Source organism: Mycolicibacterium sichuanense (genome assembly GCF_033741125.1).
Lineage (GTDB): Bacteria > Actinomycetota > Actinomycetes > Mycobacteriales > Mycobacteriaceae > Mycobacterium.
The window spans coordinates 17,668-31,014 of record NZ_JAWQPU010000008.1 but is presented as its reverse complement, the minus strand read 5'-3'; the positions used below and the strand labels follow the sequence as shown (position 1 = coordinate 31,014).

The window sequence follows — 13,347 nt, the reverse complement described above, 5'->3', positions numbered from 1 at the left end:
ATGCGATGAAGAAGCTTGCAGCAGCACTGTTGACGGGTGCGGCGATGGCGGCCGTACCGTTCGCGCTGGCACCCGCGGCACAGGCCGACGTCTGTGCGGGCGCCGGCGGACGGCACGTCTCGGTCGGCGGGTGCACGAACATCGCCGGGGACGTGGCCCGGGGTGCGGCAATCGCCTCGTCGGATACCCCGTACGTGTGGGGTGAGGTGCCGTGTTACACCGTCGAGGGCGTGCCGTACTACACGCCCCCGGGTGATCCCTGCTGACCGTCTAGGCCCGCGCACCCTCCAACACGGCTGCTGGACCTCGGTTCAGCAGCTGGCGGGCCACGATGAGGCGCTGAATCTCGCTGGCGCCCTCCCAGATCCGCTCGACGCGGAGCTCGCGGTACATCCGCTCGGCGACGTTCTCGCGCATGTAACCGCGACCACCGAAGATCTGCACGCTGCGGTCGGCGGCCCGGCCCGCCATCTCCGAGCAGTACAGCTTGGCCATCGAGGCCTGCGCGTGCAACGTCTTGCGATCGGCGCCGCCGTCGATGGAGCGGGCCACCTCGTACAGCAGGGTCCGGGCGGCGAAGAGTTCCGTTGCACTATCGGCGAGCATCCCCGCCACCAGCTGGTGCTGCCCCAGCGGCTTGCCGTCGACCACGCGTTCATTGGCGAACGCGGCCACCTCGTCGAGTAGCCGTTGGGCAGCGCCGACGCACCGCGCCGCCACCATCAGGCGCTCGAAGCGGAACCAGTCCTGGGTGAAGGTCATGCCCTCGCCCTCGGCGCCGACCAGGTTGGCCACCGGGACCCGCACGTCGGTGAACGCCACGATCGGATGCTCGTCGGCGATGTGATGCGAATACTGCGGTGTGCGAACCACTTCTACGCCCGGCCACGGCAGGTCGACGACCAGAAGCACGTGCTGCCCCGCGAACTCCCCGCCGACCAGCACCGCTTGCACGAAGCAGTAGTGGGCCAGGTTGTAGGACGTGACGTGCCACTTGACGCCATTGACGACGTACTCGTCACCCTCGCGACGCGCCGTGGTCGCCAGGGCCGAGACGTCGGAACCGGCGAACTCCTCGGTGATGGCGTAGGCCTCGTGCTTCTCACCCCGCACCGACGGCAGCAGCCACCGCTCCCGCTGGTAGTCGGTCGCCACGTCCGCCCACCACTGTGGCGGCGTGGCCATCACCCAGGCCAGCCCATTGGTCGCCCGGCCGCACTGCTCCTGCACCAGCACCTGCTGCAGCGCCGTGTACCCCGGACCACCCACCGACGTCGGCATGTTCGTCCCGTGCAGTCCCAATTCGATTGCCCGAGAACGATGTTCGGCGGTTACCTCCTTGGGCAGCAGGCCGCCGGCCAGTTCCGCGGAGACCTCAAGCGGAATCAGCGAATCGACGAAGTCACGCGCCGTGTCCCGAATGCGCCGATCAGCTTCCGACAGTCCGTACATGCGTGCCCCGATCCTCGACCGTCCTCTTGACTGAGCGTTCAGTCTATGCCAGCGTTTGGAGCTATGACTAGTTCCACCCATGCCGACGTGGTGGTGGTCGGCGGAGGAACGGTGGGCGCATGGACCGCCGTTCTGCTCGCCGAATCCGGGGTTTCCGACGTGGTCCTGCTCGAGGCCGCGACTCTCGGCGACGGCGCCAGCAGCCGTGCCGCAGGCATGGTGCGCGCGCAGGGAGGCACCGAGCCCGCCATCAAACTGGGCCTGCGCGCCCAGGAGTTCTATCGCTCCAGCGGCGAGCGCTTCCCCCTCGACTGCGGGTTCGTGGCGCAGGGCTATCTGATGCCATGCTTCACGGAAGCCGAAGTGCGCCAAGCCCACGACCGCATCGCGCTGCAGCGCAGTCTTGGCCTGGACGTCGAGTGGCTCAGCAGCGACGACCTCGACGCCCGCCGGACCGGCCTGGCCCCCGGGGTCACGATGGGCGCCTCGTACGCCCCAGGCGACGGCTACCTCGACGCCCCGCGCAACGTGCTCGCCTACACCGCCGCCCTGATCGCCAACGGTGTCGACGTCCGGGAGCGGTGCGCGTTCACCGGGCTCCGCACCCGTGGTGGCCGAGTCGTCGGCGTCGAGACGTTGGCCGGACCCATCGACACCGAACACGTGGTGCTCACCGGCGGGCCCGGGCTGGCCGCCGTCGGCGCTGCGGCGGGCGGTGCCATTCACGCCGGTGGCGCCAGGCACCAGGTGGTCGTCACCGCGGCTCCTCCGGACATCGACATTCACGAACTTCCGATGGTCTTCGACGTGACGTCCGGAATCTACTGGCGTCCAGGCGAAGCCGGTGGGGTGCTGTGGGGGATGAGCAATCCCGAGGAGCCGCCGGGGGTGGCCGTCGAGTTCGACACGCTGTACTACCGCAAGGCGCGCGACCGGGTGGAGGCGCTGTTCCCCGCCGTCAGGGGACTCGGCCTGCGGCGGTCGTGGACCGCGACCATCGACTACACGCCCGACCACCTGCCGATCCTCGGTCCCCTGCTCGCCGAGGACGGTCCGATCGAGGGCACCGTGGTCGCCAGCGCGGCTGGGCACGGCATGATGTGGGGCCCCGCGGTCTCGCAGGTGGCCGCCGACCTCACCACGACGGGCAGCTGCGACTGGCTGGACCTCACCGACCTCGGACTCGATCGCTTCGACGCCGAGGGCAACAGTCGCGTTGCCCCCGAACCCATCTCCCTCCCATTCCCCGAAAGGGCCGCACCGTGATCGCCAGCCTGCTTCCCGACGCCGTCGACGCCGAACTGGAGGACTGGGGCCCGCTCGCGGAGGCCACCGGCGAACCGATGGCCACCCACGGGCTCGAGGTGTGGGTCGATGGGGAGTCATCGGCGGGCATCTGGCAGTGCGCGCCAGGCCCGTCGCGGTGGACGCTGGAGACCAACGAGGTGATCTACCTCGTCGCGGGCCGCATGACGGTGACGCCCGACGGCGGTGCGCCCGCCGAGATCGGCGTCGGCGACGTCGCGGTGTTCCCGAGGGGTTGGACCGGTACCTGGGACATCCACGAGACCGTCCGCAAGGTCTAGTCGATCTTCTAGGCCCTCGGGATGACGAGGACGTCGACGGCGACCGCCCCCTTCGGGGAGGCGATCACGGGATTGGCCTCGACGGCCTCGATCGCGTCACCGAGTTCGGTTGCCAGCGTGGCGAATCCGACGATGACGTCGGCGAGCGCGGGGACGTCGACAGCAGCCGATCCTCGCCACCCGTCGAGCAGCGGCCGCAAGCGCAGCCCGTCGAGCAGGCGCATCGCGCCCACCGGGGACACCGGTGGACAGGCCAGCGTTCGATCGGCCAGCAGTTCCACCAGCGTGCCGCCCGCCGCGACCACGACGAGCGGGCCGAAGGTGGCGTCGCACACCACGCCCACCGAGACCTCGACGCCGCCGGGCACCATCGGTTGCACCGTGACGGCCGGTCCCAACCGTGCCGCGAGGTCCGCGTACGCCGCGCGAACCGCGGCCGCGTCACCGAGATCGAGAGCGACCCCGCCGACGTCACTCTTGTGCTCGGCCGCAACGGTCTTCAGCACCACCGGATAGCCGGCGACGTCGGCGGCACCTACCGCATCGTCGAGGTCGTGCACCGTGACGGTGCCCGCCACCGCGATGCCGTAGTCGGCGAGAAGGGCGAAACCCCACCCCGGGCTCCAATTCGCCAACCGGCTCAGCCACCGGGCGCGGCGCTGCGGGTCGACGGGTGGATGGTCGCGATCGACGTCCTTCGGCCAGCTCGCGAGGTGTCCCAGCGCCACCAGCCCGCTGCGGAACCCCTCGAGGACAGCGACACCGCCGGCACGGAGGCGCCGTGCAGTGTCGTCGTCGACCGCCGACGGCAGCGAGGTCAGCACCGCGAGTGCCGCAGGGGACTCCGCAGCGACGTCGAGGATGGCATCCGGATAAGCGGTGTCACCGTCGAATTCGGGGACCAGGTCGATGGCCAACGCGGTGACGGCGACCGCAGGATCCTCCGTCATGACGCGCAGACAGGCCCGAAACAGAGCCCTGGTATCCGCCCCGGTGCCCCACACGTCCAGCGGATTGGTGGCCATCAGGCCGTCGTCGATCAGTTCGTCGATGGCCGCCAGCGACGTTGCGGACAGTGAAGCGAACTCCACGCCGAGATCGTGCGCCAGGTCGACCGCAAGCGCACGTTCGGCGCCCGAATCATGCACCGTCGCAATGCCACTGGCTCTCGAGTGCGATCTCCGCCCGGTGCTGAAGACCTCCACGGTGTCGGCCAGCTCCGCGAGGTCGCGGACCCGCAGGGCGCCCACGGCGTCGCAGAACGCCTGCCAGGCGGCGTCACCCCCGGCCAGTGCCCCGGAGTGAGCGGCGACCATCGCCTGTCCCGCCGGCGAGCCACCGATCGGCAACACCACCGCCGGAATGCCAGCGTCGTACGCGCGACGCAGCGCCCCTCGCAATCGCGGCGCCCTGCGCGGGGTCTCCAGCACCAGCGCGAGCACCTCGGTGCCCGGATCGGCGAGCGCATATTCGACGTAGTCCGCGGTGTCGGTGACGAGTTCCTGCCCTGAGGACACCGCGAGCCGGAATCCGAAACCGCGCCGGGAACGCAGAAGAGTCGAGAACGCCGAACCCGAGTGCGAGAGCAGGCTGACACCGCCCGACGGCAGGACCTCCGGCTCCAGATACCCGAGCGCACGCACTCCGGTCGCAATGTTGACGAAGCCCATGCACCCCGCGCCGCACAGTGCCATGCCCGCCGCGCCGGCGACGGCTGCCACCTCGTCCCGCACGCCGTTGGCGGCGCCGAACACCACCGCCGACCGCGCACCCGCGTCGGCAGCCATCGAAACCTGTTCGACGAGAACGCCGTCCGGCACCCCCAGCAGCACCAGGTCGACCGGCTCGTCGAGGTCGGCGATGGACGGCGCACACGGCAGGTCGCCGATCGCTGGGTAGCGGGGGTTGACCAGGTGCATCCTGGCCGAACCGCGTCGCGCCTCGGCGATCATCCTGGCACCGAAGCTGTCCGGACGGGCACTGGCCCCCACGATCGCCACCGACTTCGCCCCGAGCATCGCGGAGACTGCCTTGCTCCTCGCGTCCGCAGAGACTGCCTTGCTCCTCGCGTCCGCAGAAACCGCCTTGCTCCTCGCGTCCGCAGAAACCGCGTTGTTTCGAGCGCGCTCCCCCACGAGCGGCCCTAGGACCGACGGCTCAGCGCGGCGCGGAGTCGACCGCCGGCCCGCTTCTGATCGGCCAGCGCAGCCCTGGCGGCCTGCCAGCCCGGAATTCCGCAGACCCCGCCGCCGGCGTGCGTCGCAGAGCTGCCGTTGTACAGCCCGGCGATCGGCGTGCGGTAGTCGGCGAAGCCGGGTGCGGGCCGCATGTGGAACAGCTGCTCGAGAGACAGCTCACCGTGGAAGATGTTGCCGCCGATCAGACCGTACTCCTGCTCCATCTCGTGGGGTCCGACGATGTCGCGATGAAGGATCGAGGACTTGAAACCCGGTGCCACCTCGTCGTACAGATCGATCAACCGGTCGGCGTACGCATCGAGTTCCTCCGTGTGCGGCGCATCGGCCCACTCCGCGGGAACCCACTGCGTGAACAGCGACATGATGTGCGTGCCATCGGGATTGAGCGTCTTGTCCAGCGTAGTGGGGATGACACCGTCGCTGAACGGCATCAGCGCAGGTTTGCCGACGCGGGCGTCCTGGAACGCCGCCTCGATGTACTCCATCGTTGGCGCCATCTCGACCGAACCGGTGTGGTGTTCGGCCAACCCCGAACTGGGGTCGGCAGTGAAGTGGGGCAATTCGCCGAGCGCGAGGTTGATCTTCACGACGCCGCTGCGGGTCTTCCAGTGCTCGATGTCGCGGACGAAGTCGTCGGGCAGTTCATGGCGCGGAATCTGGTCGAGGAAGGCGGTTCGCGGGTGCAAGGTGGTGACGACCAGCGGCGCGGTGAGCTCGTCACCGTTGGCCAGCACCACCCCGTGCACTCGACCGCCTCGCACCTCGAGGCTCGAAACCCGGGCATTGGTGCGGATTTCGGCGCCGAACGCGCGGGCACTGCGGGCGATGGCCTCCGAGACCCCACCCATGCCGCCCTCCGGGTAGCCCCAGCTGCCGAGCTGCCCGTCGCCGACGTCACCGATCGAATGGTGCGCCATCACGTAGGCGGTGCCGGGCTCATACGGCCCCGCCCAGGTGCCGATCACGCCGTTGACCGCCAGCGCGCCTTTGACTTGCGATGATTCGAACCAGTCGTCGAGCAGATCGGCGATGCTCATGGTCAGCAACCGGGTGACGTCGGCGGTCATCCGGGTGGTGATGCCCTTCTGACTCCAGGCCAGCTTCGCGAGGTCGAACAGATCGGACGGCTTGTGCGATCCGATGTTGGGCGGCACCTGGGTGAGCAGCGGCCCCATTACCTCGGCGATGCCCTCGAGCCACTCATTCCACTTGGGCCAGGCGTCGGCGTCCTTCTTGGAGAACTTGGCGATCTGTTCGTGGGTGCGGGCTGGGTCGTCCTCGTAGATCGTCAGCGAGCCACCCTCGGGAAAGGCCTGGTAGTACGGGCCCATCGGGTGCACCTTGTAGCCGTGGCGTTCCAGGCCGAGGTCGCGGACGATCGTCGGTGGCATGAGGCTCACGACGTAGGACAACCGCGTCACGCGGAGGTGCGGAGCGTCCTTCCACGGCGACTCCGTCGTGGCCGCGCCGCCGAGGCTGCTGCGCGACTCCAGTACCAGCGTCTTGGCGCCGGAGCGGGCCAGATAGGCGGCCGAGACCAGGCCGTTGTGACCGCCACCAACGATGATGGCGTCGTAGTCGTTGGCCATGAGAGACCTTCTTCCGCGAGGGTTCCTGACTGACTGTTCAATCTAATCGAGTGTTAGGCTTGCAGACAAGTAGCAAAGCCGCCACTTGAGGGGAACGAGAGCGACATGGCCGAACCTGCACCGGCTACCGAGAACAACGAAGCCCGCCGCATCGAAATGCTCGATGCGGCAGCGAGCTTGATCTGCGAGCGTGGATTCGGTGACACCCGCATCGCCGACGTGGCCAAGCGGGCCGGCGTGAGCTCCGCGCTGGTCATCTACTACTTCGGCACCCGCGACAGGTTGCTCGTCGATGCGCTCCGGCATTCCGAGCAGTCGTTCTACGAGGCCGCGGAGAAGATGCTCGCCGAGGTCACCTCGATGCGGGAGCGCTTGTCGTTGCTCATCAAGTGGACCGTGATTCCTCAGGCGGACAACGAGATTCCGGGCGCCTGGGGGTTGTGGTTCGACCTGTGGGCACAAGCGTTCCGGCACGACGAGGTGAAGGCCGGCCGGGTCGAACTCGATGCCCGCTGGCGTCGGATGATCGTCGACGCCATCAAGTCCGGCGAGGCCTCCGACGAACTGGTCGGCGAGATCGACGCCAGGATGTTCGCCCTCGAGTTCGGCGCACTGCTCGACGGGTTGGCGATCCAGGTGGCCCTCGAGGATCCCGAGGTGGACTCTGCGGTGGCCTACGACATCGCCATGCGGTTCTGCGAGCGCGAGCTCAACCTGCCCGCCCAGCAAGACACTCCCAAGAAGGCGGTCCGCAAGTCCCCCACCAAGCTCAGGCCGAAGAAGGGCTGAGGGACTCTCCCGCATCGATCGCGACCGGGCTGGTGCTCGCGGACGCCCCGCTGCGGTGCAGCACCCGGACGGCATCGGGGGCGCACACACACATGACCGCCGTCCCCGGTGCATGCCCGACCGAGGCCGGACCCGAGGCGTTGGGCACCTCGACGACCAGCGCCGTGCTCGCTCCCACGTCGACGTGTACCTGGGTGCTGGCCCCCAGGTAGACGACCTGAGCGACGTTGCCGCCGATGGCATTCCAGCCCTGCCGCACCGGTTCCTCGCGGTCTTGCAGGGTGATGCGCTCCGGGCGGATGACGATGGCCGCAGGTCCCTTCGGCACGGCGTGATCGGCGACGGCGCGGAGCTGGGTGGCGACCGCCGAGCACAACGCCGAGGATTCCGACGTCTCCAGCACCTCGGCATCGAAGATGTTGGCCGCCCCCAGGAAGCCGGCGACGAAGGTGGTCGCGGGCGACGAGTAGATCTCCTGCGGCGGCCCGACCTGCTCCACCCGGCCGTCGGAGAGTACCGCGATCTGGTCGCTCATCGTCAGAGCTTCCTCCTGATCGTGGGTGACGTAGACGAAGGTGATGCCGACCTCGCGCTGCACCGATCGCAACTCCAGCTGTAACTGCCTGCGCAGCTTGGCATCCAGCGCGCCGAGCGGCTCGTCGAGCAGCAGCACCCGGGGCCGTAGCACCAGGGCGCGGGCCAGGGCCACCCGCTGCTGCTGACCACCCGAGAGCTGAGCTGGGCGGCGCTTGGCGAACCGGCCCATCTGGACGAGGTCCAACGCCTCGTCGACCCGACGCCGCGCCTCCGCGCGGGTGGCCTTCTGGTACTTCAGGCCGAACGCCACGTTCTCGGCCACCGTCATGAACGGGAACAGGGCGTAGGTCTGGAAGACGGTGTTCACCGGACGCCGGTGCGGCGGGTCGTCGACGACGTCGCGACCGTCGAGTTCGATGCGGCCCGAGTCGGGCTTCTCGAAGCCGGCGATCATCCGCAGAGTGGTGGTCTTGCCGCAGCCGGAGGCCCCGAGCAGCGAGTAGAACTGCCCCGCGGGAATGTCGAGGTCGATTCCGGTGACGGCGTGTACCCCGTCGAAGGCCTTGGCCAACTGGTGTAGCCCGATGTGTCCGCCCGTCATGGCGGTCATCGGGGACACCCGGTCAGGGCGCCACCGCTGCGGCCAGCCCGGCGAAGTTCGCGGTGAACCGATCGACATCGGACTCGTCGTGTTGAACGGACAGCAGCCATTGCTCCACCTTCCCCCATGGCGGCAGGAACACGCCGCCATTGTGCTGCACGAGCCAATGCAGATGACCAAGTCGCGCGTCGACGCCCAGGAAGTCGCGGAACTCCCGCACGCGGTCGCGGCGGAACGTGACGCACCCCTTCGCCCCGACCGACACGACGTGCCACTCGAAGCCGTTCGCCGCGATCGCGGCCCCCAGCGAGCTGCGCATCCGCGTTCCGAGTCGCTCGAGGTGCCGGTAGTTCTCGTCGGTGAGCACGTCGGTCAGCGTCGCGCGGGTGGCGGCCATCGCCAGCGGGTTGCCGTTGAAGGTACCCACCTGTTCGTAACGGCCGTCGGCGATCGCCGACATCACCTCGGTGGTGCCACCGATCGCCGCCACCGCGATCCCTCCGCCCAATGCCTTTGCCAGGCAGACCATGTCGGGCACCACGCCAGAGCTTGCCGTCACGCCACCGGGACCCGTGGTGAAGCCCGTCTTGACCTCGTCGAAGATCAGCAGTGCGCCGGCGCGGTGAACGAGCTCGCGGATGGCCGCGAGGTAACCCCCGTCGGGGGTGATGATTCCGGCGTTCATCATGATGGGTTCGAGGATCATCGCTGCCACCCGACCCGGGTGCTCGGACAGTGCCCGTGCCACCGCCTCGGGGTCGTTGAACGGGACGACGATGACCAGGTCGCGAATGGCCGCCGGGATCCCGGAGTTGCCGGGCACGCCGTTGGGATGGTCGCGGGGCCCGATCTCGTCGGCCTCCGGGAGCACCGAGACCTGAACCGAGTCGTGGTGCCCGTGGTAGCAGCCCTCCACCTTGATGATGAGGTCGCGCCCGGTGAGCGCACGCGCGAGATGGACCGCATCCATGGTCGCCTCGGTGCCCGAGTTGGCGAATCGCCAGAGCGGCAGGTCGAACCGGCGCGCCAGCTCCCCGGCGATCCAGATCGCGTCCTCGGTGGGCTGGGCGAAGTGCGTGCCGCGACGCACCCGGTCCCCGACCGCGGCCACGATCGCCGGATGTGCGTGTCCGGCAATGGAAGCGCCGTAGCCACCATGCATGTCGACGTACTCGTTGCCATCGACGTCGTAGACCTTGGAACCCGCGCCATGGCTCATCCACACGGCCTGCGGCTCAGCGATCTGCCAGTTGGACGTCGCCCCGCCGGCGAGGTGCTCGCGCGCCCGGCCGATCAGCTCGGTGCTGCGCGGCTGCCGCCGCAGGAACTTGCGCTCCTCGGCGGCGATGAGGTCGTCGACCGCATCCGATACCGGGCTCTGCATCACCGTCGAGGACACGGCCGAACCTCCACACTCTTGCGGTTGACTGAGCATTCAGTCTATGCGAGAGTCCTACCACCGACAAGACGCGAACCTGCGGGAGGCCAAGATGCCAGCCGATGAGCAGAGGCTTCACCGCCCCGGTCCCAACCGCCGTCAATTCCTGCAGCGCGCCGCACTTCTCGCCGCCACGGCGCCCACCCTGGGCGCGTTCCTCGCGGCTTGTTCGAAGTCAGGGCCCGCCTCATCGGGGCCGACCCTGACGATCGCCAAACCCGACAGCCCCGTCAAGTGGAACATCCCCGCCGACAACCAACCCATCGCCGACGGACTGGCCCCGGAGAAGGGCGCCACCCTCAAGATCTACAACTACGCCGATTACCTCAGCCCCGAGGCCATCAAGGGCTTCGAGGATCAGTACGGCTGCAAGATCGAGGTGTCGACGTTCAACGACGGCGACGAGGCGATCACCAAGTTGCGCAGCGGCGTCGACTTCGACATCTACAATGCCAACTACACCGAGATCAGCCGGCTGGTCACCGGTGGGCTGCTGCGCCCGCTGAACCACAGCTATCTTCCGAACATCTCCAACGTATGGCCCAGCTTCACCAACCCCTGGTACGACCAGGGCTGGCAGTTCACCGTGCCCTACACCGTGTACACCACCGGAATCGGTTGGCGCAGTGACCAAGTGCCGGCGAACATCGGCACTCTACCCAACCCGTACCAGTCGCTGTGGGATCCGGCCTACAAGAACAAGACCGCGATACTGGACGACTGGCATACGGCAATGGCGATGGTGCTGCTGAAGCAGGGCATCACCGACGTCAACACCTCCTCGGCCGACGACCTGAAGATGGTCGGCGAGCAACTGAGCGCGCTGGTCAAGGCGACGTCGCCCAAGGTCACCATCACCATGTACAGCGACCTGCCCGCGGGGCAGTTCGGGCTGTGTCAGATGTGGTCCGGTGACGCCATCAATGCGCAGTCCTATCTGCCCCAGGGGGTCGGCACCGAGATCCTGCAGTACTGGTTCCCCCAAGACGGCAAGGGTCTGGTCGACAACGACATGCTGGTGACCCTCAAGGGCGGCAAGAACCCCGTGCTGGCCCACCTGTTCCTCAACCACATGCTCGACCCGGCCGTCGCCAAGGAGAACTTCTCCGCCATCGGCTACCAGCCTCCGCAGAACAGCCTGACGCCCGATTCGCTGGTGGCCGAGGAGTTCATCCCGCCGAACCTGCGTTCGGCGATCGTCAAACCGGAGTACTTCGACACCGGGTACCGCCTGCTCGAGCTCGACGCGGACAACGACGCTGCGTGGCACAACGTCTGGAACGCCTTCAACGCGGGCGGATCCTGACCCAAGCGGACGGTAGGCCGACGGTGTTGCAGCGGGCCCGCGACCGGAGGTCGCGACTCTGGGCGGTTCTCGCCGCGCCAGGCATCGGGTGGCTGCTGCTGTTCTTCCTCGCCCCGCTGTACGTGGTGCTGGCAATCGTCTTCGGCCGGGTCGATCCGCTCTTCCGCACCGCCGTGCCGGTGTGGAACCCCCTGGAGTGGAACCCGTCCCAGTTCCTCTACGTGCTCTCACGGATCAGCCCCGACGGCGTCTACTTTCCCGCGCTGGTGCGCACCGTGGTCTTCGTCGGAGCGGCGAGCATCCTGTGCCTGGCGATCGCCTTCCCGGTCGCCTACTACGCGGCGCGGTTGGCCGGCCGCCACCAGGGGTTGCTCATCGCACTGCTGATCGCACCCTTCTGGATCAGCTACATGATGCGAATGTTGGCCTGGGTCAACCTTCTTCAGAACGACGGGCTCGTCAACCGGGTACTGGGTCTCGGCGGTCTGCTCCACCCGCAGATCGACTGGCTCACCGGCCAACCGATCGTGGTCATCCTCGGCCTGGCCTACGGCTACGCGCCGTACATGATCCTCCCGCTGTACGCCGGCCTGGATCGCCTCTCTCAACCCATGCTCGAAGCGTCCAGGGATCTCGGCGCCAACCGCGTCTCGTCGTTCCTGAGGGTGACGCTGCCGCTGTGTCGTCCGACCATCCTGGCCGCTCTGCTGCTGACCTGCCTGCCGATGCTCGGGGACTACTTCACCAACGACCTGCTGTCGGCGTCACCGAAGACCGCGATGGTGGGCAACCTGATCAACGACAGCGTGCAGGCGCCCGGCCAGACCGGCCAGGCCGGCGCCTTCGTGATGCTGGTGCTGATCGCCACGGTGCTGCCGATGTTCTACTACGTCCGAGTCACCCTGCGCGGCGAGGAGATCCGCACGTGAGGGGGCCGGTGGCCTGGTTCCGCGACCCGTGGCGGCGACCCCGCGTACTGGCCGCCATCACGGTCTTCTATCTGGTGTGGTCACTGCTGCCGGTGCTCATCGCGGTGATGTTCTCGTTCAACGACGGCCGGTCGCGCACCAACTGGCAGGGCTTCTCGTTCCGGTGGTACTTCGGCGACCCCGCCCGGTCGGTATGGCATGACGCAAGCCTGCACACCGCCCTGCTGCAGACCCTCGAGCTGGGCGTCATCGCCACGGTCATCACGGTGCCGCTGGGAACACTGTTCGCGATCGGCGTCGACCGGTGGCGTGGCCGACTGCCGTCCGGGGCGAACATCCTGATGCTGATCTCGTTCGTGATCCCCGAAGTGCTTCTGGCCGTGGCACTTCTGTTCGTCGTCACCAACCTGGCACTCCCCATTGGCCTCGGCACCTCGGCGCAGGTGGTCGGTCTGGTGACCTATCAGGTGGCTTATCCGGCGGTGCTGGTGCGCGCGCGGCTGGCCACCATCGGCAAGCAATACGAGGAAGCCGCAACCGATCTCGGCGCGTCTCCCATCGGTGCGCTGTGGCGCGTCACCATGCCGATGCTGCTCCCGGCCATCTTCGCCAGCACCGTGCTGGTATTCGCCGACGTCATCGACGACTTCGTGCTGGTGCGGTACCTGTCGGCGGGGTCGGCCACCGAACCGGTCTCGGTGAAGATCTACAACACCGCACGCGCCGCACCCACCCCCGCGCTCAACGCACTTGCCACCCTGCTGCTGGTCGCGACCTTCGCCGCGGTCGCGATCGGCTTCCTGGTCTACCGGCGACTGACGCGCGGCGACGCCACTGCAGCCGACCGCGGCATCGCCGCCTTCGCCGGTGAGGCCTGAGCGGACCCGAATCGGTAGACCACGGGCGGCCCAGCGACTATCCT

12 protein-coding genes are annotated in these 13,347 nt (G+C 68.2%); 7 read left to right on the top strand and 5 right to left on the bottom strand.

Annotated features, from left to right (window positions below; genetic code table 11):
* Positions 1-5: 5 nt before the first annotated feature.
* A complete protein-coding gene (locus SBI80_RS22570; protein WP_318977072.1) occupies positions 6-266 on the top strand; it encodes a hypothetical protein in 261 nt (86 codons plus the stop codon).
* Between the two features lie 4 nt (positions 267-270).
* On the opposite strand, the gene SBI80_RS22565 is transcribed toward SBI80_RS22570, so the two are convergent.
* The gene (locus SBI80_RS22565) at positions 271-1,452 is read right to left on the bottom strand and encodes an acyl-CoA dehydrogenase family protein (RefSeq protein ID WP_318977071.1); all 1,182 of its coding nucleotides are present in this window, start codon (positions 1,450-1,452) and stop codon (positions 271-273) included.
* A gap of 63 nt (positions 1,453-1,515) precedes the next feature.
* On the opposite strand from SBI80_RS22565, the gene SBI80_RS22560 reads away from it, so the two are divergent.
* Together SBI80_RS22560 and SBI80_RS22555 are read left to right on the top strand one after the other, a co-directional pair.
* Entirely contained in the window at positions 1,516-2,718 is a 1,203-nt protein-coding gene (locus SBI80_RS22560; RefSeq protein ID WP_318977070.1) for an NAD(P)/FAD-dependent oxidoreductase, read from the top strand.
* On the top strand, positions 2,715-3,038 hold the full coding sequence (locus tag SBI80_RS22555) for a cupin domain-containing protein (protein ID WP_318977069.1): 324 nt from the start codon (positions 2,715-2,717) through the stop codon (positions 3,036-3,038). The genes SBI80_RS22560 and SBI80_RS22555 overlap by 4 nt, the downstream gene beginning before the upstream one ends.
* 8 nt (positions 3,039-3,046) lie before the next feature.
* Here the strand turns inward: SBI80_RS22555 and SBI80_RS22550 are convergent, their stop codons facing one another.
* Together SBI80_RS22550 and SBI80_RS22545 are read right to left on the bottom strand one after the other, a co-directional pair.
* Positions 3,047-5,056 carry an acetate--CoA ligase family protein gene (locus SBI80_RS22550; protein ID WP_318977068.1) on the bottom strand — a complete coding sequence of 670 codons (2,010 nt, stop codon included), beginning with the start codon at positions 5,054-5,056 and terminating at the stop codon, positions 3,047-3,049.
* A gap of 125 nt (positions 5,057-5,181) precedes the next feature.
* Positions 5,182-6,825 carry a phytoene desaturase family protein gene (locus tag SBI80_RS22545; protein WP_318977067.1) on the bottom strand — a complete coding sequence of 548 codons (1,644 nt, stop codon included), beginning with the start codon at positions 6,823-6,825 and terminating at the stop codon, positions 5,182-5,184.
* Positions 6,826-6,930: 105 nt separating this feature from the next.
* Between SBI80_RS22545 and SBI80_RS22540 the strand changes: the two genes are divergently transcribed.
* The gene (locus SBI80_RS22540) at positions 6,931-7,614 is read left to right on the top strand and encodes a TetR/AcrR family transcriptional regulator (RefSeq protein ID WP_318977066.1); all 684 of its coding nucleotides are present in this window, start codon (positions 6,931-6,933) and stop codon (positions 7,612-7,614) included.
* On the opposite strand, the gene SBI80_RS22535 is transcribed toward SBI80_RS22540, so the two are convergent.
* Both SBI80_RS22535 and SBI80_RS22530 read right to left on the bottom strand, forming a co-directional pair.
* Complete coding sequence (locus SBI80_RS22535; RefSeq protein WP_413232788.1) at positions 7,595-8,752, bottom strand: ABC transporter ATP-binding protein; 1,158 nt, start codon at positions 8,750-8,752, stop codon at positions 7,595-7,597. The genes SBI80_RS22540 and SBI80_RS22535 overlap by 20 nt on opposite strands.
* A gap of 22 nt (positions 8,753-8,774) precedes the next feature.
* Entirely contained in the window at positions 8,775-10,151 is a 1,377-nt protein-coding gene (locus tag SBI80_RS22530; RefSeq protein WP_318977064.1) for an aspartate aminotransferase family protein, read from the bottom strand.
* A 91-nt stretch (positions 10,152-10,242) separates the two neighbouring features.
* On the opposite strand from SBI80_RS22530, the gene SBI80_RS22525 reads away from it, so the two are divergent.
* Genes SBI80_RS22525 through SBI80_RS22515 form a run of 3 tightly spaced genes read left to right on the top strand, consistent with a single transcriptional unit; the run spans position 10,243 to position 13,303 of the window.
* Positions 10,243-11,496: a polyamine ABC transporter substrate-binding protein gene (locus tag SBI80_RS22525; RefSeq protein WP_318977063.1), complete on the top strand. Its 1,254-nt coding sequence runs from the start codon at positions 10,243-10,245 to the stop codon at positions 11,494-11,496.
* The gene (locus tag SBI80_RS22520) at positions 11,454-12,425 is read left to right on the top strand and encodes an ABC transporter permease (RefSeq protein WP_318977062.1); all 972 of its coding nucleotides are present in this window, start codon (positions 11,454-11,456) and stop codon (positions 12,423-12,425) included. Before SBI80_RS22525 ends, SBI80_RS22520 begins: the two co-directional genes overlap by 43 nt.
* Positions 12,422-13,303: an ABC transporter permease gene (locus SBI80_RS22515; RefSeq protein WP_318977061.1), complete on the top strand. Its 882-nt coding sequence runs from the start codon at positions 12,422-12,424 to the stop codon at positions 13,301-13,303. The genes SBI80_RS22520 and SBI80_RS22515 overlap by 4 nt, the downstream gene beginning before the upstream one ends.
* Positions 13,304-13,347 lie beyond the last annotated feature (44 nt).